This window comes from Mycobacteroides sp. H001 (assembly GCF_001440005.1).
In the GTDB taxonomy this organism is placed as follows: Bacteria; Actinomycetota; Actinomycetes; order Mycobacteriales; family Mycobacteriaceae; genus Mycobacterium; species Mycobacterium gwanakae.
The window spans coordinates 80,703-101,323 of the sequence record NZ_LJYH01000048.1 but is presented as its reverse complement, the minus strand read 5'-3'; the positions used below and the strand labels follow the sequence as shown (position 1 = coordinate 101,323).

The following is a 20,621-nucleotide window of genomic DNA, read 5'->3' as shown; positions in this document are numbered from 1 at the left end:
CGGGTGGGTTAGCCTGCCGATGTGGATCCTGACGTGCAGCGCCAGTGGCGTGAGCTTGCCGACGAGGTGCGTGGGCACCAGTTCCGCTACTACGTCAAGGACGCCCCGGTCGTCTCCGACGGCGAGTTCGATCGCCTCTTGAAGGAGCTCGAGGCCCTGGAAGCGCAGCATCCCGAGTTGCAGACCCCGGACTCACCCACGCAGCTGGTGGGTGGAGCAGGGTTTGTCACCGAATTCGGATCTGCTGACCACCTGGAGCGAATGCTCAGTCTGGACAACGCATTCAGTTCAGAGGAGTTGACGGCCTGGGATGCCCGCGTTCGCGGCGATATCGGGGAAGAACCGGAATACCTGTGCGAGCTGAAGATCGACGGGGTCGCACTTTCGTTGGTGTATGAGAACGGTGTGCTGGTGCGCGGCGCGACGCGCGGAGATGGCCGCAGCGGCGAGGATGTCACCCTGAACGCCAGGACCATCGAGGATGTACCGGAAAGGCTCACGGCCTCAAAGGAATACCCGATACCCGCACTCCTGGAGGTACGTGGCGAGGTCTTCTTCCGGCTGGAGGATTTCGAGGCGTTGAATGCCTCGCTGGTGGAGGAGAGTAAGCCGCCGTTCGCCAATCCGCGCAACAGTGCCGCGGGCAGTCTGCGGCAGAAGAACCCGGCCATCACGGCCAGGCGGCGGCTGCGGATGATCTGCCACGGGCTTGGCCGCGCCGAGGGGTTCGCTCCGGAGAGCCTGCACGAGGCTTATTTGGCGTTGGGGCAGTGGGGTTTACCCGTCTCTACCCACACCACCAAGGTGCGGGGCATCGCGCAGGTTCAGGAACGCGTCAACTATTGGGCCGAGCATCGCCATGATGTGGAACACGAGATCGACGGTCTTGTCGTGAAGGTCGACACGGTGGCGCTGCAACGCCGCCTGGGCAGCACCTCGCGCGCACCGCGCTGGGCCATCGCCTACAAGTACCCGCCCGAGGAGGCGACCACCGAACTGCTCGACATCCGGGTGAGCGTGGGCCGAACGGGGCGGGTTACCCCCTTCGCCTACATGACCCCCGTCAAGGTGGCCGGATCCACGGTGTCGTTGGCGACCCTGCACAACGCATCCGAGGTCAAACGCAAGGGCGTGTTGATCGGCGACACTGTGGTTATCCGTAAGGCCGGGGACGTCATCCCGGAAGTTCTGGGTCCGGTCGCCGATCTGCGGAACGGGTCCGAACGCGAATTCGTCATGCCCACAACCTGTCCCGAATGCGGCACCGTACTGGCTCACGAGAAGGAGGGCGACGCCGATATTCGCTGCCCGAATTCGCGAAGCTGCCCGGCCCAGCTGCGTGAGCGGGTATTCCACGTGGCAGGGCGTGGTGCCTTCGATATCGAGGCACTCGGTTATGAGGCGGCCATTGCCCTGCTTTCGGCAGGGGTTATCGAGGATGAGGGAGATCTGTTCAGCCTCACAGCCGAGGACCTGCTGCGCACCGACCTGTTCAAGACCAAGAATGGGTCATTGTCCGCCAACGGAAGTCGGCTGCTGGAGAACCTGGACAAGGCGAAACAGCAACAGCTGTGGCGTGTGTTGGTGGCGCTGTCGATCCGCCACGTCGGTCCGACGGCGGCGCGCGCGCTGGCCACCGAGTTCGGTGAATTGGAAGCCATCGAGGGAGCCTCTGTCGAACAGCTGGCCGCCGTCGAGGGGGTGGGTGCCACGATTGCCGCGGCGGTGGTGGATTGGTTCACCGTCGACTGGCATCGCGCCATCGTCGACAAATGGCGCGCCGCGGGTGTTCGGATGGCCGATGAACGTGATGAGTCGATACCGCGCAATCTCGAAGGCTTGTCGATCGTCGTAACCGGTTCACTCCCAGGGTTTTCGCGTGATGAGGCGAAGGAGGCCATCATTGCCCGGGGCGGCAAGTCCGCGAGTTCGGTGTCCAAGAAGACGGCGTTCGTCGTCGTCGGTGATGCGCCGGGATCCAAGTACGACAAGGCCGTTGAGCTGGGCGTGACAATCCTCGACGAGGACGGCTTCCGGGCGTTGCTGGCCGACGGGCCTCCCGCCGACTCAGCGTGAAACTGCCCCTAAGGTTTCGGCGGAACCGACAGATCGAATACTCGTAGGTCGCCGTAATCCTTTGAGGAGAAGTGGGTTTCGACCCACTTCTGGACGTCATCGGCCACCCGCTTGGTGTCGCCGTCCTTCTGTGGTTGCGGTTTGTCCTGCTCCTTGTCTTTGTCCTTATCCTTGACGGATTCGGCATAGAACTGGACGGTGCCATCCTGCGTGTAATCGATGAACTGCTGCAGGGTGATGGGGTTGTCGCGGCCGGAGAATCCGCCGATCGCCATCACGGGTGCGTTGGTCTCCAACTGAATGGGAGCGGCGGTGCGGGTGTTGGTCGTCGCCACCGGCCATCTGGCGCCGGAATCCTTGATCAACGCCGCCAGTGCCGGATCCAGCGGCGTGGGTGCCTGGCCGCCGAACTTCTCCTCGTTGGCGATCGCCGGGCCGGACGTCGAGAGCCCCCCGACCTTCGGGGTGGTCACATTGGCGATGGTGAACGCGAGCGAGCCTCCCAATGAAACTGCAAGGGCCAGTGCGGCAATGGCATAGCGCAGGCGCGCGTTACGTTCGAGTGCGCCCAGGGCGAGGGCAACGGCCGCGACGATCCCGCCGATCAGCAGAAGCCAGCGCAGCCAGGGCAGCCAGGTCGGTATGCGCCGCAGTAGTACGAAGGCCATGACGGTGGCACTGAGCGTGAACGCGCTCAGCCCGAATTTGCCGATGCGCTCGGACCGATGCCGCCACAACAGCACCGTGCCGATGGCCAGCGAACCGGCGATGGCAGGGGCCATGGCCGAGGTGTAGTAGGGGTGGAATTGTTTGGCCATGTAACTGAGGATCACGTAGTTGGACACCATCCAGGTGCCCCACAAAACGAGGCCTGCTCCCGCGGGATGGGTGGTGATGGTGCGCAGGCGGCCCAACCAGCCCGCGGTCTGCGGCGTCCTGCTGACGGTGACAAGTCCGAGGATCAGCGCGATGAACGCAGTGGGAAGCAGCCATGCGATGTGATCGGCCTGGGTGTCCTGGAACAGTCGGAAGATGCCCGGGGTACCCGAGAACGAAGGACCACTTCCCCGGCCGCCGCCCATCCCGTTCGAGTTGTCACCGAGCAGGCGGTCCAGGCCGTTGTAGCCAACCGCCAGCGTCCATTCACTGTTGTCGGTGGAGTTGTCGACGTAGGGGCGACTGGCTGCCGGGGTCAGCGCGACGGCGGCCATCCACCAACCCGATGCGGCCAAGAGGGCGCCGGCCGCACCCAGCAGGTGCATAAGCGTTGTCTTCCAAGGCCATTTCGCGGATACCAGATAGGCCAGGAGCAGCGCCGGAGCCACCAGTAGACCTTCGAGTGTCTTGCACAGGAACGCGAACCCGATACCGACTCCGGCGAGTGCCAGCCAGCCGGCGGCACTGCGTGAGCGCTCGGAATCGATTGCACGCGTGGTGAAGTATGCGGCCACCACCATGCCAAACACCATGGGTGCGTCGGGATTGGAATGCCGGAACATCACCGAGACCACCGGGATGAGAGCGAACAGGGCCGCCGCGAGCAGGCCGGCACTCGGTCCGGCCTGCCGCCGTACCGTTGCGCGAATCAGTGCGGCGCTGACGATCGCGAGGATGGCCTGCGGGATCAGCATGCTGGCGCTGGAAAAGCCAAATATCCTGGCGGACAATCCCATCAACCACAAACCGCCGGCGGGCTTGTCGACCGTCACGTAGTTCTGCGGATCGAAGCTGCCGAAGAACCAAGCCTTCCAGCTTTCACTGCCTGATTGCACGGCCGCCGCATAGAAGGTGTTGGACCACCCGTTGTGGCTGATGTCCCAGAGGTACACCACGGTGATCGTCAACAGAATGGCAGCGAAGATGAGCCGTTCACGAGTCTGGCTCATGGACGCGTCGATGTCAGTCACGCCAGTGAGTGTGCAGGGCGACTCAGGGAATTGGCTGTGCCGTTCCTGTGAACAGGCCGCTATCGCACCAAGGTGGCGACGATCCCCGCCAGATAGCCGAGGCGGGCCACCTCCGAGGGCCGAAACTCCGGGCCGCCGGGACGGCCGAGGACCACGGCGGTGTCACTGGACCCCAGTGGCGCGGCGGCGAGCGTGGTGTCCATGTCCTTCCACAGCTGCGGCACCCATTCGGCAGCTGTTTCCAGGACCTGGGCCCGGCTCAGCGGTAGCCACGGGGCGGCAGTGGCCTGTGTTTCCGGGGCACCGGCGCTGCCCGCCACCCGAATGAAACCACTGCCTTCCTGCCGCACCACGGTGCACCAGTTCGCGCGCAGCACATGCGGGGCCTCCTGGGCGAGCACTTCCAGGCGGGCGGATGACGCGGCGGCGGCCACTCTGTCGATCAGTTCCAGCTCGCGGTGTGCCTCCAGTAGCCCGGTGTGCGGGCGGATGGAATGCACATGCACCCCGTTCAAGGCCTCGGCGGCGGTGATCAACGAGTCGGGCATGGAACCGGGTGGCAGGTCGATGACCAGGTCATCGATGGCATACCCGGGACCGCGCTCGACGACGTCGAGGGACAGGATGTCCGCACCCACCGTGCCGAGCGCGACGGCGACCGATCCCAGACTTCCGGGTCGGTCGGCAAGTTGTAAGCGCAGCAGATAGGACGGCACGTCCAACACTGTGGCACAGGTCAGGTACGGCCGCCCTCTAGGCTATCTAGCCGTGAGCGCCATATCCCGTGACGAGGTCGCGCACCTGGCCAGATTGGCCCGGCTTGCGCTGACCGACGCTGAGCTGGATGGATACGCGGGGCAACTCGACGCGATCCTCGGCCACGTCAGCCAGATCAGTGCCGTGTCCACCGATGAGCTCGACGAGGTCGACGCGACGAGTTCTCCGCTTGATGCGGTAAATGTCACACGGCCGGATGTGATCGCCGACTGCCTGACCCCTGATGAGGCGCTGGCGCAGGCTCCTCGGGTGGCCGAGGGGCGTTTCGCTGTTCCGCAGATCCTGGGAGAAGAAGAGTGACCGACCTGATCAGGCAGGATGCATCATCGCTGGCGACGCTGATTCATTCCGGCGAAGTGTCATCGGTTGAGGTGACTCGCGCGCATCTGGATCAGATCGCCAGTACCGACGAGACCTACCGCGCATTCCTGCACGTGGCGGGGGAGCAGGCCCTTGCCGCGGCCAAGGATGCCGACGACGCCATCGCACGTGGCGATCAGCCCGCATCGGCCCTGGCCGGTGTGCCGCTGGCGCTCAAGGACGTCTTCACCACCCGGGACATGCCGACCACGTGTGGGTCGAAGATCCTGGAGAACTGGGTTCCGCCCTACGACGCGACGGTGACCGCTCGGCTGCGTGAGGCCGGGATCCCGATCCTGGGCAAGACGAACATGGACGAGTTCGCGATGGGCTCCTCCACCGAGAACTCCGCGTACGGCCCCACCCGCAATCCGTGGGACACCGAGCGCGTGCCGGGTGGCTCGGGTGGCGGTAGCGCGGCCGCGCTGGCCGCCTTCCAGGCACCGCTGGCCATCGGTACTGACACCGGCGGCTCCATCCGTCAGCCCGCGGCCCTCACCGCCACCGTCGGAGTCAAGCCCACTTACGGCACCGTGTCGCGGTACGGCCTGGTGGCCTGCGCGTCATCGCTGGATCAGGGTGGACCTTGTGCACGTACGGTTTTGGATACCGCACTGTTGCACCAGGTGATCGCCGGACATGACCCGCGCGACTCCACCTCGGTCGACGAGCCGGTCCCCGATGTGGTGGCCGCTGCTCGTGCCGGGGCTGCCGGCGACCTCAAAGGCGTACGCGTCGGTGTGGTCTCACAATTGCGTGGTGACGGGTACCAGCCGGGTGTGATGGCGTCTTTCGATGCGGCCGTCGAGCAGCTCACCGCGTTGGGTGCCGACGTAGTGGAGGTGTCCTGTCCGCACTTCGAATACGCACTTCCGGCGTACTACCTGATCCTGCCGTCGGAGGTGTCCTCCAACCTGGCTCGGTTCGATGCCATGCGGTACGGGATGCGCGTCGGCGACGACGGGACGCACAGCGCCGAGGAAGTCATGGCGCTCACCCGGGCCGCGGGCTTTGGCCCAGAGGTCAAGCGGCGCATCATGATCGGCACCTATGCGCTATCGGCCGGGTACTACGACGCCTATTACGGCCGGGCACAGAAGGTGCGCACCCTGATCAAGCGCGACCTGGAGCAGGCCTACGAACAGGTGGATGTACTGGTCACCCCGGCGACGCCCACGACCGCATTCCGGTTGGGGGAGAAGGTCGACGACCCGCTGGCCATGTACCAGTTCGACTTGTGCACGCTGCCGCTGAATCTGGCCGGGCATTGCGGAATGTCGGTGCCCTCGGGACTATCGGCCGACGACGGGCTGCCGGTGGGCCTGCAGATCATGGCGCCCGCCCTTGCCGACGACCGGCTGTACCGGGTCGGGGCGGCGTATGAGACGGCGCGTGGGCCGCTGCCGTCCGCACTGTAGAGATTCACAGGCAATTAGTAGGGATCCGGCCCTTCCGAGGCAGCAAGAGCTGTCATATTTGCATATATGCATATGATGGCCAGGTGCAGTGGTGCAGTGATCGCCGTCGGCGTGGTGGCAGCGGTGCCGGCGGCGTTGGTGCTTTCGCAATCGGTTCCCGCGACGCCGCAGACGAAGATCCAGTGCTCGGTGCAGACCGATACCACCTGCGATCACTCCGGCGATCCTCATCTGACGGCGCGACCGAACCCCGGCAACATGGTGCCGCGGGCGACCATCCCGCAGACAAAGACACGCCCCAGCACAGTCTTGCCGCGAGCGTGACCAGCATGACGAGGATGTCGATACGTCGGATGGCCGCGGCCGGTGCATGCGCGGCCGCTCTGGCTGGAGTGGTGGTGACGAGCCGCATCGAGGCCCCGCAGGCGGTAGTGCAGGTGAAACCGGCCGCGTGCAGCGGATCGACGGAGCCCGACTGTCTCGCTCCCGGCGACAATCACTTGTCGTCGGCGCCTGATCCGGGGAACGCGCCACCGCAGGCCACCATCGTGACAACCAGGCCAGGCCCCACGGCAGTGCGCCCGGGGCGGTGACCACCCGCGGCGGGAGCTAGGTTGGCATCCGTGGCAGCGGCGCCGAAGCGAGTGCAAGTCAACAGCGGCATTGTTGAAGGCTTTGTGCGGCGTGGAATGCGCCGTTTCCGGGGAATCCCCTATGCCGAACCGCCGGTAGGGCTGCTGCGGCTTAAGGCGCCGCGTCCCGTGCAGCCCTGGGAGGGCGTCCGGCGCTGCACGAGATTCGGTGCGGTGCCCTACCAGCCCAAGGTGTTCACCCCGCAGAAACGTCGCAGCGAGAACTGTCTGACACTCAATGTGGTGACGCCGGAGGAACTACCCGACGGTCCGTTACCGGTGATGTTCTACATCTACGGCGGTGGGTATTTCCTCGGTGCCAGTGCCTCGCCTCCCTACGAGGGATCGATACTGGCGCGTCGCGGATGCGTCTATGTATCGGCCAACTATCGCGTGGGGGCGCTGGGCGCCTTCGATCTGTCCTCGCTGTCCGATGCCGAGCACGTCATCGAAAGTAACGTGTACCTGCGTGATCTCGTGCTGGCCCTGCAGTGGGTTCGCGACAATGTCCGGGCCTTCGGCGGAGATCCGGACAATGTGACCATCTTCGGCGAGAGTGCCGGCGCCAGCGCCGTCGAGACGCTGATGACCACCCCCGCCGCCGCGGGGTTGTTCCACCGCGCGATCATCCAAAGCACCGCCAGTGGCCTGGCCGCCGGCGCCGATACGATCGCGCATGAGGCCCGGCGATTCGCTGAACTGCTTGGGGCTGGCCCTGATAACGCTGCCGAGAAGGTCATGAACGCCTCGCCCCGGCAGCTCCTGCGTGCACAGCGCAAGTTGATCGCCGAGGGCGGATTTCCATTCGGGCCTTCGGTCGATGGCGACTACTTGCCAAGCGCTCCCGTCGATGCCATCGAACGCGGTGATGCGCAACGAGTTCCGCTGATCATCGGAAGTAACGCCGATGAAGCCAGGCTTTTCACCAAGGCCATCAAGGTGATGCCGCTATCCGAAGCCGAACAGCTGGAGATTCTTGCGCGAGGAGGCCCTGGGTATCTCGAGCGGATTGTTGGCGCTTACCCGGGATATCCATCGAAGGAAGCCCGGTTGCGGCTGGCTGGAGACATGTTCTTTACCTCTTCGGTGTGGCGGATCGCCCGGGCGCATCAGCAATTCGCACCGGTTTACGTGTACCAGTTCGACTATGCGCCCTGGCCCGTGCGGGCTGCCGGCCTGAACGGCTCGCATGCCACCGAGCTGCTCGCGGTCTTCGGCAATTACCGTGGTCCGGCCGGACCGCTCTTGGCTGGGAGCTTTACTCATCGTGATGCCTCGCGGGTGGTCGACGATGTGCAAGAGCGCTGGGTGGCGTTCGCGCGCAACGGTGTTCCGAGCGAGGACTGGCCGGCATACCGAGGACCGGACTGGCCGGTGATGGTCTTCGACCGTGTGACATGCGTCGAGAAGAACCTCGGCGTCGGCCGCCGTGATGTGTGGGCGGGGTTCACGCTGAGCGCCCCGCAGCGTCCACCGAAGGCGTCGTAGCGCTGCCGCCCGGCCACGTCACGGGCATGATGGGGCCTATGCGTATCGGAGTGCTTACCGGTGGCGGCGACTGTCCCGGGCTGAACGCCGTCATCAGGGCGGTGGTACGGACCTGTGCCAACCGCTACGACTCGCAGGTCGTGGGATTTCAGGACGGCTGGCGCGGTCTGTTGGAGAACCGCCGCATCCAGCTGGCCAACGACGACCGCAACGACCGGCTGCTGACCAAGGGCGGCACGGTGCTGGGCACCGCCCGCACCAATCCCGACAAGCTGCGTGCCGGGCTGGACCAGATCAAACAGACCCTCGACGACAACGGGATCGATGTGCTGATCCCGATCGGTGGGGAGGGCACGCTCACCGCGGCGAGCTGGCTCGCCGACGAGAATGTCCCCGTGGTCGGGGTGCCCAAGACGATCGACAACGACATCGATTGCACCGATGTCACTTTCGGGTTCGATACCGCGCTGACCATCGCCACCGACGCCATCGATCGGTTGCACAGCACGGCCGAATCGCATCAGCGCGTCATGCTGGTGGAAGTGATGGGCAGGCACGCGGGCTGGATCGCCCTGCACTCCGGACTGGCTTCCGGCGCGCACATGACATTGATCCCCGAAGTGCCGTACGACGTGGAAGAGGTGTGTCGACTCATCAAAGGCCGCTTCCAGCGTGGGGATTCGCATTTCATCTGTGTGGTGGCAGAGGGCGCCAAGCCGGCCGAGGGCTCAATGGAGTTACGCGACGGCGGAATTGACGAGTTCGGGCATCAGCGGTTTACCGGAGTGGCGCAGCAGCTGGGTGTGGAAATCGAGAAGCGCATCAACAAGGAGGTGCGCACGACCGTGCTGGGCCATGTGCAGCGCGGCGGCACCCCGACACCGTTCGACAGGGTGCTCGCCACCCGATTCGGAGTGAACGCCGCGGACGCGGCCCATGCCGGTGAGTATGGGGTGATGGTGTCGTTGCGGGGCCAGGACATCGGACGGGTGCCCTTGTCCGAGGCCACCCGTCATCTCAAGCTGGTCCCCAAGAACCGCTACGAGGACGCTGCGGCCTTCTTCGGCTGATCGGGCAGGTTCGCCGAGCGCATACCTGGTGTGGATGATTCACGCGATTCACCTCCGTGCGGTATGCGCTCGACGGAGGGGCCTGTTGGGTAGGGCCAGCTCAGCCCCCGGGCGGCAAAGCCGACCTATTAGGATCGCAGCATGACAGAACTGCTGGACTACGACGATGTGCTGACCCGATACGAGCCGGTGCTCGGCATGGAGGTCCACGTCGAACTGTCCACAGCCACCAAGATGTTCTGCGGCTGCCCCACCACATTCGGCGCGGAGCCGAACACCCAGATCTGCCCCGTCTGTCTGGGGCTGCCGGGCTCGTTGCCGGTGGTCAACGAGAAGGCCGTCGAATCGGCCATCCGTATCGGGCTGGCGCTGAACTGTGAGATCGCCCCGTGGGGCCGGTTCGCCCGCAAGAACTACTTCTACCCGGACCAGCCGAAGAACTACCAGATCTCTCAATACGACGAGCCGATCGCGTTCAACGGGTACCTGGACGTCCCGCTCGAAGACGGCACCACCTGGCGGGTGCAGATCGAGCGCGCCCACATGGAGGAAGACACCGGCAAGCTGACGCATATCGGCAGCGAGACCGGCCGCATCTCCGGGGCCACCGAATCCCTGCTCGACTACAACCGGGCGGGCGTGCCGCTTGTCGAGATCGTCACCAAGCCCATCGAGGGCACCGGGGAACGTGCTCCGGAGATCGCCCGCGCCTACGTTACGGCGCTGCGGGACCTGTTGCGCGCGTTGGATGTTTCCGATGTGCGCATGGATCACGGGTCCATGCGCTGCGATGCGAATGTGTCGCTGATGCCCACCGGTGCCGACCAGTTCGGCACCCGCACCGAGACCAAGAACGTCAACTCACTCAAGAGCGTCGAAGTGGCGGTGCGCTACGAGATGCGCCGCCAGGCAGCTGTTCTGGATGCGGGTGAGGACGTCATTCAGGAAACCCGGCACTTCCTGGAGCAGGACGGCTCTACCAGTGCGGGGCGCCGCAAGGAGACGGCCGAGGACTACCGCTACTTCCCGGAGCCCGACCTGGAACCCGTCGCGCCCAGCGGCGAGCTGATCGAGCGGCTACGCGGCACCCTGCCCGAGCTGCCCTGGCTGCGGTTGGGGCGCATTCAGCAGGAATGGGGCGTCTCCGATGAGGTGATGCGCGACCTGGTGAACAACGGCGCCGTCGAACTCGTACAGGCCACCGTCGTCGAGGGGGCCAGCAGCGAGGAGGCGCGTTCGTGGTGGGGCAACTACCTCGTCCAGCAAGCCAATTCGCGCGAGGTCGAGCTGGCTGAGCTTCCCATCACGCCAAAGCAGGTGGCCGCTGTCGCCGCGTTGATCAACGACGGCAAGCTGTCCAACAAGTTGGCGCGCCAGGTGGTCGACGGCGTGCTGGCCGGAGAGGGTGAGCCCGAGCAGGTGATGACCGCCCGCGGGTTGACCGTGGTGCGCGACGATTCGGTGATCCAGGCCGCCGTAGATGAGGCATTGGCAGCCAATCCCGATGTCGCGCAGAAGATCCGCGACGGCAAGGTGGCGGCCGCGGGCGCCATCGTCGGTGCGGTGATGAAGGCCACCCGGGGACAAGCGGATGCCGCGCTGGTCAAGGATCTGGTGCTGAAGGCCTGCGGCCAGGCGTAATCACACGCTGACTGTCGACTTCTCGCGACAAAGTGCGAGTGAGCACCGCGAGAAGTCGACAGTCGGCGACTAATTAGTCCAGGTCGTCGTTGGCGCGGGGGAATCCGCCGCCCTTCGGGAACAGTGGGAACACCACGTCCTCGGTGGGGGTGGCGGTGCCGAAGTCCTTGTTGATGGAACCGCCCCAGACGTTCCCGTCGGCCGAGAGCTTGAGCGCCCGCACGTGACCGTGCTGCTCTTTCTGGCGGAGCACTTCGGGATCGCCGGTGACCGCGCCGGTCTCCGGGTTCTGGCGCACCACGACGGTGGTCTGGTTGAAGACCAGGTTGACCATCACCGAGCTGTCCAACGCGGCGCAGCCCGCCACCCCGGGTTTGTCGGGCCAGGTCCAGACCGTCGTGATCTTTCCGTCCTTGGTCAGCTTTTGTAGCCGGTCGCCGACGGGGGAGCGGTCGGTGACGTATAGCGCGCCGTTGGCGGCGTCCACGCACATCGCTCCGCCGTCGCCGAGGCCGCTGATGGCGGTGGTCGGTGCGGCCTGGTCGATGGTGGTCGGCTGTTCGATGCGGATCACCTTGCCGGCCAGCGAGTTCGGATCATTGGCTGCGGCCGGATTACCGCCGGTGCCGGTCTGGACCACCAGCGTGGTGGGGCTGATGAACGCCAGCGATCCGGCATTACCGTTGGGGCCCTTAGGAATTCCAGTGAGAATGTCCTTGGGCACATCGCCGTCGGCGATGCGGATCACCCGGTTGTCGGTGGGGGTGCTGATGTAGGCGTACATCAGCCGGTCCTGCTGGTATGAGGGGGAGAGCACGATATCGGACAGTCCTCCGTCCCCGGAGGGGTCGACGGGGATGGTTGTCTTCACCTTCGGTTCGGCGCTCGTCGCGATCTCTTTGACGGCACCCGTTGCCCGCTCGGCGACCAAAGCGGTCTTGCCATCGCTGCCCATGATGAGGCCGCTGGTGGCTTCCAGGCATCCCTGCATCACGCCGTCGGCGGCGCACTGCTTGGGAAACGGTTTACCCGGCAACGGTGGCGGCGGGGTGGTCGTGGTCTGGGCAATCCCGCGGCTGGGGACCTCGGTGAACGGCTGATCCTGGGTGGGATCGAACCGTACGCAACCCGAGAGCAGGGTCACCGTCCCGGCCAACGCCGCCACCGAACCGACAAACAGTCTTCTCCCCGATGGCTCATTGGTCGGTCCCGTCGTGGGATTTGGCCGGATGTCGCCGGCCCTGCGGCTCCGGCAGCGAATGAGCATGCCCGCAAGATTACGGACCTTACGGCGTTGCTCGCCACATTCAGGCCTCCAATGGACTTACTCTTGGGCCGTGACCGGTCATTCGGACGATCCGCAGGTGTGGCGTAAGCCGCCCGAACTGGTCGACCCTGAAGACGATGTGCCGTCGGCCACCTATGGCGGCGATTTCGAGACCACGGCAATCCCGCATTACCAGGGGGAAAAGCTGACGAGCTCCCACGACGTGAAAGAGGTTGGACCGTTGTACGATCCAGCGCCGCTGCCCTATGCCGAACCTGCCACCACCCAGATATCTTCCGAGGCGGTGCAGGCGCGACATGCCGCGCCGTGGGGCACCCAAGACCCGACGGGCGACCGTCGCGGCACCCAAGATCTTGGACTGTTATTGCTGCGTGTCGGCGTGGGCGCGGTGCTCATCGCGCACGGATTGCGCAAGGTTTTCGGCTGGTGGGGCGGCACCGGCCTCAATGGTTTCGAATCGACGCTGACTGATCGCGGCTTCAAGTACGCCGACATCCTTACTTATGTCGGTGTCACCGCAGAGCTCGGCGCCGGGGTACTGCTGATTCTCGGTCTGCTGACGCCGCTGGCGGGGGCGGCCGGGCTGGCCTTCATGGTCAATGTCCTGCTGTCCGACATGGTGTCCGACAAGGCGAACCGGTACGCGATCTTTTGGCCCGACGGGCACGAGTTCGAGCTGTTGATGATCGTCGCGCTCATCGCGGTGATCCTCGTAGGCCCTGGTCGGTACGGGTTTGACGCCGGAAGGGGCTGGGCCCGCAGGCCGTTTGTGGGCTCCTTCGCCGCGCTGCTGCTGGGCCTGGGTGCCGCGGCTGCCATCTGGGTGTTCCTCAACGGAACGAACCCGCTCGCTTAGATCACCCACTCTCGCCGACACGTGATATTGGTGTCGGCGACAGAAGTGCGGCGTAAACCCTGGTTTCGGCGGCGGTTCGGTGCGCCGATGCAGCGACGGCATTGTTGCCGAATCCGGTGCGAAACCGATATTTCATGACGAATTCCGCTCTTGATGGGCGAAATGTCAACGGAAAACGTATTCTGCTCGCAGTCCGCCAAGCGAGGAGACGCGTATGAGCTCAGATAACCCCGTCGAGAGCAAGGGGCTCAAGGGCGGCGCGATGGGGCTGCTGTCCAGCGTTGTGGTCGGGCTGGCGTCCACGGCGCCGGCCTACAGTCTGGCCGCCACCCTGGGGCTGATCGTCGCCAGCGGCGGCGCCCTGCTCGCCGGAGTCAAGGCGCCCGCCATTGTGCTGATCTCGTTCATCCCGATCTATCTGATCGCGGTGGCCTATCAGGAACTGAACAAGGCCGAACCGGACTGCGGGACCACGTTCACCTGGGCGTCGCGCACCTTCGGGCCGATCGTCGGATGGCTGGGCGGCTGGGGGATCATCGCCGCGGACGTCATCGTGATGGCCAACCTGGCCCAGATCGCGGGCGCCTATTCGTTCACCTTCGTCGGCGACCTGGGCTGGTCGGCGGCAGCCAGTCTGGCTGACAGCACCCTGTGGTCCACAGTGGCGGGCGTTCTGTGGATCGTGATCATGACGTATATCTGCTACCGCGGTATCGAAGTCTCGGTGCGCTTGCAGTACGGACTCTTGCTGGTCGAGATGGTTGTTCTGGTCGTCGTCTCGATCATCGCGTTGATCAAGGTCTACACCCATAACGCCGAGGCCTACTCGCTGCTGCCGTCCTTGTCGTGGTTCTGGCCCGGGGGCTTGGACTTCGGCACCGTGATCGCACCGGCAGTACTGACGACGATCTTCATCTACTGGGGCTGGGATACCGCAGTGGCCTGCAATGAGGAGTCCGATGACCCGGGACGTACGCCCGGACGCGCCGCGGTGCTGTCCACATTCCTGTTGCTGGCCACCTATGCGCTGGTCAGTGTGGCGGCGGTGGCCTTCGCGGGAGTCGGCACGGAGGGGATAGGCCTGGGTAATCAGGAGAATGCGGCGGATGTGTTCGCGGCTATCGGTCCCGAACTGTTCGGTGACAGCTTCCTTGGACATGTGGGGATGCTCTTGCTCTCCGCCTCCATCCTGACGTCGGCCTCGGCCTGCACCCAGACCACGATCCTGCCGACGGCCCGCACCACCCTGTCGATGGGTGTCTACAAGGCCCTACCGGAATCGTTCGCCTCGATCCACCGCACGTACCTGACGCCGACCACCTCTACCGTGGCGATGGGTGCGGTCTCGATCGCGTGCTACGTGCTCTTTACGATCATCAGCACCAACCTGCTGACCGCGCTGATCGGATCGGTCGGCCTGATGATTGCTTTCTACTACGGGCTCACCGGCTTCGCGTGTGTGTGGTTTTACCGTCGGACACTCACACAGAGTGCTCGCAATTTCATGATGCGAGGTGCGATCCCGTTGCTCGGTGGAATCGCGCTGACGGTCATCTTCGCTTACGGACTGATTCAGTACGCCAAGCCCGACTGGCTCATCGATGACGCCGGTAACAACGTCACCGTCTTCGGATTCGGAGCTGTGGCGGTGGTCGGTATCGGCGCGCTGGTGCTCGGCGTGGTTGTGATGCTGCTGTGGCGGGTGGCCGCGCCGCCCTTCTTCCTGGGGGAGACGTTGCCGCGGCGCAGCGCCGATCTGGTGCTGGCTCCGGCCGGGGCCACCGCTCACTTCGGAGTGCCCGATGCGGTCGAGGCGCAACAGACCGTCATCGCCGGCGATCTGTCCAACCTCCCCGAGGGTGAGGTTGCGGTGAATCCGCAGACGGGTGAGGAGTTCACCAAGGATTAGAGCGAGGCCAATGCCGCCTCGGCCGCCGCGGCGGCGTCGTAGTCGGGGATCCAATCACCGGCCAGGATCGCGGTGAGTCCGGCGGCTTGCTCCTGGGCGCTGAGATCGGTGGCGCGGTAGATCGCGCCCGCTTGGCGTGCGTTCTGCTGAATGCGGCTTGTGCGGTCGCGCCGCAGGGACTCGTACAAGGCCAGCCGCTGGGGGACATCGGCCACCGAAGCGCCCGCGAGAACGGTGGCGAGCACGACCGCGTCCTCGATCGCCATGTTCGCACCCTGGCCCAGATGCGGGGTTACCGGGTGCGCGGCGTCGCCGAGAAGAGTGATGCGGTCAGTTGACCATCGGCCCAACGACTTTCGATCGTAAAGTCCCCACCGGAAGGTTTCTGGAAGTGCGTCGATAATGGCCGGAACAGGGTGTGCCCAATCCGCGAATTCCGCCGCGAGGGCCCGCACATCACCCGGCGCCGTCCACGATTCCTCGGCATCGAGATCGGTGGCCGTGAAGGCCACGATGTTCAGCAACCGCCCTCGGGAGACCGGATAGATGAGGAAACTGCGCCCAGGGCCGAGCCACATCTGCATCCGCTGGAGGTCGACGGAGTCGTCGAGGCGTTCGACGGGAATCAAACCGCGGTAGGCCATGATGCCCTCGCTGGACAGCTCAACGGGGCCTGCGACCACCTGCTGCACCGCCGAGTGGATGCCATCGGCACCGACGACGATGTCGGCGTGCTCCTCGGAGCCGTCGGCGAAGACGATGCGGGCCCCGTCGGCGGTTTCGATCACGTCCTGGCAGGGGCGCCCGAGGTGGACGGTCCCGGCGGGTAGTGCGCCCAGCAGCGCCTGCTGTAGTTCGCCGCGGTGTACGGGCAGGGAGGTCACCGGGCGTCCCGGGGTGACCGACGGCCACGCAGGCGGCACCGGGACATCTTCTCCGTGCCAGGTGCTCCACACGGTGCGTTCGATATGCGTGCCGACCTCCCGTACCCGATCGCCAAGGCCCACGGCATCGAGTGCGCGCTGGCCGTTGTTCGCGACGACGACGCCCGCGCCTACCTCACGCAGTTCGTGCGCCTTCTCATAGACGATGACGTCGATACCGTTGGTGCGCAATGCCGCTGCTGCGGTGAGCCCACCGATTCCGGCGCCGATGATCGCTACACGCATGTTCGTGTCCTTTCGTTGGCTTCGACAATAACGTTAGCATGCTAACTATTGTCATGCTAACCCTTAGACTGTCGGGGTGCCAGGACAACCGAGCGGAAACAGTGCCCGTGAGATCGAAGAGCTGGTGGCGGCTACGGACGCGCTGTACTTCGCGATGCGCCGGGGCCGAACGTCGCCCGCGGGGACGCAGGCGGGTATGAGTCGCTCGCAGCTCGAGCTGCTGGCGCCGCTACTGGACCGGGATTCGATGTCGGTGAGTCAGCTGGCCGGGACGGCGGGAGTGGCGGTGCCGACGGCCACGCGCGCGCTCAAGCAGTTAGAAGAACGGGGTGTGGTCGAACGCACCCGCTCGGCATCGGATGACCGGTTGGTCCTGGTGGGCTTGACCACCGCCGGGCGTACGAGGGTGGTCAACGCGCAGATGGCCTTTCGGGCACGGCAGCACGCGGTCTTCGCCGAATTGGCGGGTGCCGACCGCCGTGCGATGACCACGAGCCTTACCCGGCTCGCGGCGCTCATCAACGACAACTTGGACGCGCGGCCCTAACGTTTCGCGAAAATAGTTCTGTGCCAGTCCTTTTCGGCGGTACCGGTGATATCGCTCATCACGTGCTTGATGGTCAGATACTCCTCAAGGGAGTAGGCGGACATGTCCTTGCCGAAGCCGGACGCGCCGAATCCGCCGTGCGGCATCTCGCTGACGATGGGGATGTGGTCGTTGATCCATACGCAACCCGCCTTGATCTGCCGCGAGGCCCGCTGCGCGCGGTAGACATCGCGCGTCCACGCCGAGGCCGCAAGGCCATAGGCGGTGTCGTTCGCCTGCCGTAGTGCGTCGTCGTCATCGGAGAACGCGCGCACGGTGAGTACCGGGCCGAAGATCTCGTCGCGGTAGGCCTCGGATGTCTCCGCGACATCGGCGATCAGGGTGGGCCGGTAGAAGAATCCCGGCAGATCGGGTGAGCTTGCACCGCTGACGATTCGGCCGCCCTGAGCGGGGGCGCGGTCCACGATGCTCGCGACTCTGGCGCGATGGGGGGCCGAAATGAGCGGTCCGATATCGGTGTTCGGATCCAAGGGATCGCCGACGACGATCTTGTTCATCACCTCGCCGACTCCGGCGACGAAGTCGTCGTACAGATCGCGGGCGACGATCGCCCGGGTCGCGGCCGTGCAGTCCTGGCCGGAGTTGATGATCGTGCCGGCGACCGCGCCCTGAATGGCGGCGTCCAGGTCGGCGTCGTCGAACACGACGAAGGGTGCCTTGCCGCCGAGCTCCAGCTGTGTTCGATGCCCATGAACGGCGGCCGCGGCCATCACCTTTCGGCCGACAGTGGTGGACCCGGTGAAGGTCACCAAATCCACATCGGGGTGGCCCGCGAGGGTACTGCCCACGTCATCGCCGCGTCCGGTGACGACGTTGAGCACACCATCGGGCAGCCCGGCCTCGGTGGCCAGGCGTGCCAGCGTCAGTGTGGTCAGCGGTGTCAGCTCGCTGGGCTTGATCACCACCGTGCACCCCGCCGCCAGTGCGGGCAGCACCTTCCACACCGCCATCTGCAGCGGGTAGTTCCACGGGGTGATGGTGGCTACCACCCCGGCGGCCTCGCGCCGGATGCTGGAGGTGTGGTCGGGCGAGTATTCGGCCGTGGCCTTACCGTCCAGATGTCTTGCGGCACCCGCGAAAAACTCGACATTGTCGATGCTGCCGGGCACATCGAACTCCGATGCCAGGCGCACCGGTTTACCCGTCTGGGAGACCTCCTCGGCCACCAGCGTGTCGGCGTTGGCCGCCATGGCGGCGGCCAGTTTGGCCAGGACGGCGGCACGGTCGGCGGGGGTTGAGCAGGCCCAGCCGGGCCCCGCGGCCCTGGCTGCCGCCACTGCCGCATCGGCGTCGTCGGGGGTCGCCAGGCTTAGCTCGGCGACGGTTGTCCCGGTCGCGGGGTTGATCACGCGATGCGTATCGCCGCGGGTTGTGACGAGGCGGCCATTGATCCAGCTGCTTGGTGCGCTCACCTGGCCACGGTATCGAAAATCGGTGCTTTAAGCCACGGATTCCATCGTCAATAGTCCGCTCTTAACGGTAATTCGTCGTAAAACATTGCAATGGATGACGGAATCCGTGCACAATCGAGCTCGTGACCAACACGAAACGGCGTCTGTTGCGAGTCGCCGATCCGGGTAACGGCTCGGCAGCATTCCAGCTCGATGAGGCTTCCAAAGCGATTGTCGAGGAGCTTCAGCAGGATGGGCGGCGCCCATACGCGACCATCGGTAAGTCGGTGGGCCTCTCGGAGGCGGCGGTGCGTCAACGAGTGCAACGCATGATCGACGCCGGTGTCATGCAGATCGTGGCGGTCACCGATCCCATGCAGCTGGGGTTCGCGCGCCAGGCCATGATCGGCATCAAATGCTCCGGTGACACCACCGAGGTGGCCGACCGGCTCGCGGAGCTGGAGGCGGTCGACTACGTAGTGCTCACTGCCGGAACCTTCGACGCGATCGTCGAGGTGGTCTGCGAGGACGACGACGACCTGTTGGTTCTGCTGAACAAGCAGATTCGTGCCGTGCCCGGGGTGACCTCCACGGAAACCCTGGTTTATCTGAAACTAGTGAAACAACAATACAATTGGGGTACACGGTGACAACCGTCGATGTAGCACACGAGATCTCCGGCGACCTGCAGGAAAAGGCGTCCCGCCATCTGTGGGGCCACTTCGCCCGCCACGGTGAGGGCATATCGCCGCCCATCATCACGCGCGGTGAGGGCGTGCGGATCTGGGATGACCGCGGTAAGAGTTATCTCGACGGTCTTTCGGGATTGTTCGTCGTGCAGGCCGGGCACGGCCGTACCGAACTGGCGGAGGCCGCCGCCCGGCAAGCCGAGAAGCTCGCGTTCTTCCCGCTGTGGTCCTACGCCACCCCGACCGCGATCGAGCTGGCTGATCGGATCGCCGGGTACGCCCCGGGCGACCTGAACCGCGTCTTCTTCACCACGGGCGGGGGAGAAGCGGTGGAAAGCGCGTGGAAGCTGGCCAAACAGTTCTTCAAGCTGACCGGTAAACCTGGTAAGCACAAGGTGATTTCGCGCGCCATCGCGTATCACGGAACCCCGCAGGGCGCTCTGGCCATCACCGGTCTGCCGGCGTTCAAGGCGCCCTTCGAACCGCTGACCCCGGGCGGATTCCGCGCACCGAACACCAACTTCTATCGGGCCCCGGAGGCATACGCCCACGATCCCAAGGCGTTCGGGCGCTACTGTGCCGACCGGATCGCCGAGGCGATCGAATTCGAGGGACCCGACACGGTCGCGGCGGTCTTCCTCGAACCTGTGCAGAACGCCGGCGGTTGCTTCCCGCCCCCGCCCGGCTACTTCGAGCGGGTGCGGGAAATCTGCGACGAGTACGACGTGCTGCTGGTGTCCGACGAGGTGATCTGCGCCTTCGGTCGTATCGGATCAATGTTCGCCTGCGAGGATTTCGGGTACCAGCCGGATATCATCACCTGCGCCAAGGGCATGACCTCCGGGTACTCGCCGATCGGGGCGATGATCGCCACGGACCGCCTGTTCGAGCCGTTCAACGACGGTAAGACCACCTTCCCGCACGGATATACCTTTGGCGGACATCCTGTTTCGGCGGCGGTGGCTCTTGCCAACCTCGATATCTTCGAACGGGAGGGCCTCAACGATCGGGTGCATGAGAACGCCCCGGTGTTCCGCGCCACCCTGGAGAAGCTCCACGACCTGCCGATCGTCGGTGACGTGCGCGGTGAGGGGTACTTCTACGGAATCGAATTGGTCAAGGACAAGACGACCAAGGAGACGTTCAGCGGCGAGGAGAGTGAGCGGCTGCTGCGCGGCTTCCTGTCTGCCGCGCTCTGGGATGCGGGCCTGTACTGTCGCGCCGACGACCGCGGCGACCCGGTGATTCAGCTTGCACCGCCGCTGATTTCGGGGAAGCAGGAGTTCGATGCGATCGAGCAGATCCTGCGCGGAGTGCTCACCGAGGCCTGGGCGCGGTTATAG

18 protein-coding genes are annotated in these 20,621 nt (G+C 65.1%); 13 read left to right on the top strand and 5 right to left on the bottom strand.

The window, feature by feature from the left end:
- Positions 1 to 21: 21 nt before the first annotated feature.
- Positions 22 to 2,076: an NAD-dependent DNA ligase LigA gene (gene ligA, locus AOT83_RS24495; RefSeq protein WP_030094138.1), complete on the top strand. Its 2,055-nt coding sequence runs from the start codon at positions 22 to 24 to the stop codon at positions 2,074 to 2,076.
- 8 nt (positions 2,077 to 2,084) lie between these two features.
- Here ligA and AOT83_RS24490 read toward each other — a convergent pair whose 3' ends face one another.
- Together AOT83_RS24490 and AOT83_RS24485 are read right to left on the bottom strand one after the other, a co-directional pair.
- Positions 2,085 to 3,962: a glycosyltransferase family 39 protein gene (locus AOT83_RS24490; RefSeq protein WP_057963736.1), complete on the bottom strand. Its 1,878-nt coding sequence runs from the start codon at positions 3,960 to 3,962 to the stop codon at positions 2,085 to 2,087.
- Between the two features lie 80 nt (positions 3,963 to 4,042).
- The gene (locus tag AOT83_RS24485; RefSeq protein ID WP_101312511.1) at positions 4,043 to 4,699 is read right to left on the bottom strand and encodes an amino acid-binding protein; all 657 of its coding nucleotides are present in this window, start codon (positions 4,697 to 4,699) and stop codon (positions 4,043 to 4,045) included.
- Between the two features lie 52 nt (positions 4,700 to 4,751).
- On the opposite strand from AOT83_RS24485, the gene gatC reads away from it, so the two are divergent.
- From gatC to gatB, 7 genes are all read left to right on the top strand, one after another.
- Positions 4,752 to 5,060 (top strand): Asp-tRNA(Asn)/Glu-tRNA(Gln) amidotransferase subunit GatC, encoded by a 309-nt coding sequence (gene gatC, locus AOT83_RS24480; RefSeq protein ID WP_030094135.1) that lies wholly within the window; start codon positions 4,752 to 4,754, stop codon positions 5,058 to 5,060.
- The gene (gatA, locus tag AOT83_RS24475) at positions 5,057 to 6,538 is read left to right on the top strand and encodes an Asp-tRNA(Asn)/Glu-tRNA(Gln) amidotransferase subunit GatA (RefSeq protein WP_030094134.1); all 1,482 of its coding nucleotides are present in this window, start codon (positions 5,057 to 5,059) and stop codon (positions 6,536 to 6,538) included. The genes gatC and gatA overlap by 4 nt, the downstream gene beginning before the upstream one ends.
- Positions 6,539 to 6,634: 96 nt before the next feature.
- Positions 6,635 to 6,862, top strand: a complete 228-nt coding sequence (locus AOT83_RS24470) for a hypothetical protein (RefSeq protein ID WP_234797617.1) — start codon at positions 6,635 to 6,637, stop codon at positions 6,860 to 6,862.
- Between the two features lie 14 nt (positions 6,863 to 6,876).
- The gene (locus AOT83_RS24465) at positions 6,877 to 7,131 is read left to right on the top strand and encodes a hypothetical protein (protein ID WP_131726919.1); all 255 of its coding nucleotides are present in this window, start codon (positions 6,877 to 6,879) and stop codon (positions 7,129 to 7,131) included.
- Between the two features lie 30 nt (positions 7,132 to 7,161).
- Positions 7,162 to 8,658, top strand: coding sequence for a carboxylesterase/lipase family protein (locus AOT83_RS24460; RefSeq protein ID WP_057963712.1), 1,497 nt, complete (start codon positions 7,162 to 7,164; stop codon positions 8,656 to 8,658).
- Between the two features lie 38 nt (positions 8,659 to 8,696).
- Positions 8,697 to 9,728 (top strand): ATP-dependent 6-phosphofructokinase, encoded by a 1,032-nt coding sequence (locus tag AOT83_RS24455; RefSeq protein WP_030094131.1) that lies wholly within the window; start codon positions 8,697 to 8,699, stop codon positions 9,726 to 9,728.
- A 141-nt stretch (positions 9,729 to 9,869) separates the two neighbouring features.
- Positions 9,870 to 11,369: an Asp-tRNA(Asn)/Glu-tRNA(Gln) amidotransferase subunit GatB gene (gene gatB, locus AOT83_RS24450; RefSeq protein WP_057963711.1), complete on the top strand. Its 1,500-nt coding sequence runs from the start codon at positions 9,870 to 9,872 to the stop codon at positions 11,367 to 11,369.
- A 73-nt stretch (positions 11,370 to 11,442) separates the two neighbouring features.
- Here the strand turns inward: gatB and AOT83_RS24445 are convergent, their stop codons facing one another.
- Positions 11,443 to 12,636 (bottom strand): PQQ-dependent sugar dehydrogenase, encoded by a 1,194-nt coding sequence (locus AOT83_RS24445; RefSeq protein ID WP_075908782.1) that lies wholly within the window; start codon positions 12,634 to 12,636, stop codon positions 11,443 to 11,445.
- 70 nt (positions 12,637 to 12,706) lie between these two features.
- On the opposite strand from AOT83_RS24445, the gene AOT83_RS24440 reads away from it, so the two are divergent.
- Complete coding sequence (locus AOT83_RS24440; protein WP_030094128.1) at positions 12,707 to 13,513, top strand: DoxX family protein; 807 nt, start codon at positions 12,707 to 12,709, stop codon at positions 13,511 to 13,513.
- A 214-nt stretch (positions 13,514 to 13,727) separates the two neighbouring features.
- Positions 13,728 to 15,422, top strand: coding sequence for an APC family permease (locus AOT83_RS24435; RefSeq protein ID WP_030094127.1), 1,695 nt, complete (start codon positions 13,728 to 13,730; stop codon positions 15,420 to 15,422).
- Here the strand turns inward: AOT83_RS24435 and AOT83_RS24430 are convergent.
- Complete coding sequence (locus AOT83_RS24430) at positions 15,419 to 16,591, bottom strand: FAD-dependent monooxygenase (protein WP_057963710.1); 1,173 nt, start codon at positions 16,589 to 16,591, stop codon at positions 15,419 to 15,421. The two genes, AOT83_RS24435 and AOT83_RS24430, sit on opposite strands and share 4 nt — an antisense overlap.
- Before the next feature lie 76 nt (positions 16,592 to 16,667).
- On the opposite strand from AOT83_RS24430, the gene AOT83_RS24425 reads away from it, so the two are divergent.
- A complete protein-coding gene (locus AOT83_RS24425; RefSeq protein ID WP_070919830.1) occupies positions 16,668 to 17,138 on the top strand; it encodes a MarR family winged helix-turn-helix transcriptional regulator in 471 nt (156 codons plus the stop codon).
- Here the strand turns inward: AOT83_RS24425 and AOT83_RS24420 are convergent.
- Positions 17,135 to 18,610, bottom strand: a complete 1,476-nt coding sequence (locus AOT83_RS24420) for a gamma-aminobutyraldehyde dehydrogenase (protein ID WP_057963709.1) — start codon at positions 18,608 to 18,610, stop codon at positions 17,135 to 17,137. The two genes, AOT83_RS24425 and AOT83_RS24420, sit on opposite strands and share 4 nt — an antisense overlap.
- Before the next feature lie 122 nt (positions 18,611 to 18,732).
- On the opposite strand from AOT83_RS24420, the gene AOT83_RS24415 reads away from it, so the two are divergent.
- Together AOT83_RS24415 and AOT83_RS24410 are read left to right on the top strand one after the other, a co-directional pair.
- A complete protein-coding gene (locus tag AOT83_RS24415; protein WP_030094123.1) occupies positions 18,733 to 19,239 on the top strand; it encodes an Lrp/AsnC family transcriptional regulator in 507 nt (168 codons plus the stop codon).
- Positions 19,236 to 20,621 carry an aspartate aminotransferase family protein gene (locus tag AOT83_RS24410; protein WP_030094122.1) on the top strand — a complete coding sequence of 462 codons (1,386 nt, stop codon included), beginning with the start codon at positions 19,236 to 19,238 and terminating at the stop codon, positions 20,619 to 20,621. The genes AOT83_RS24415 and AOT83_RS24410 overlap by 4 nt, the downstream gene beginning before the upstream one ends.

What these genes read in the sequence shown, in the direction of transcription:
- AOT83_RS24430 (WP_057963710.1), bottom strand. Translation starts at nt 16,591, where the DNA reads ATGCGTGTAGCGATCATCGGCGCCGGAATCGGTGGGCTCACCGCAGCA.
- AOT83_RS24435 (WP_030094127.1), top strand. Translation starts at nt 13,728, where the DNA reads ATGAGCTCAGATAACCCCGTCGAGAGCAAGGGGCTCAAGGGCGGCGCG.
- gatB (WP_057963711.1), top strand. Translation starts at nt 9,870, where the DNA reads ATGACAGAACTGCTGGACTACGACGATGTGCTGACCCGATACGAGCCG.
- AOT83_RS24465 (WP_131726919.1), top strand. Translation starts at nt 6,877, where the DNA reads ATGTCGATACGTCGGATGGCCGCGGCCGGTGCATGCGCGGCCGCTCTG.
- AOT83_RS24445 (WP_075908782.1), bottom strand. Translation starts at nt 12,636, where the DNA reads ATGCTCATTCGCTGCCGGAGCCGCAGGGCCGGCGACATCCGGCCAAAT.
- AOT83_RS24455 (WP_030094131.1), top strand. Translation starts at nt 8,697, where the DNA reads ATGCGTATCGGAGTGCTTACCGGTGGCGGCGACTGTCCCGGGCTGAAC.
- AOT83_RS24490 (WP_057963736.1), bottom strand. Translation starts at nt 3,962, where the DNA reads ATGAGCCAGACTCGTGAACGGCTCATCTTCGCTGCCATTCTGTTGACG.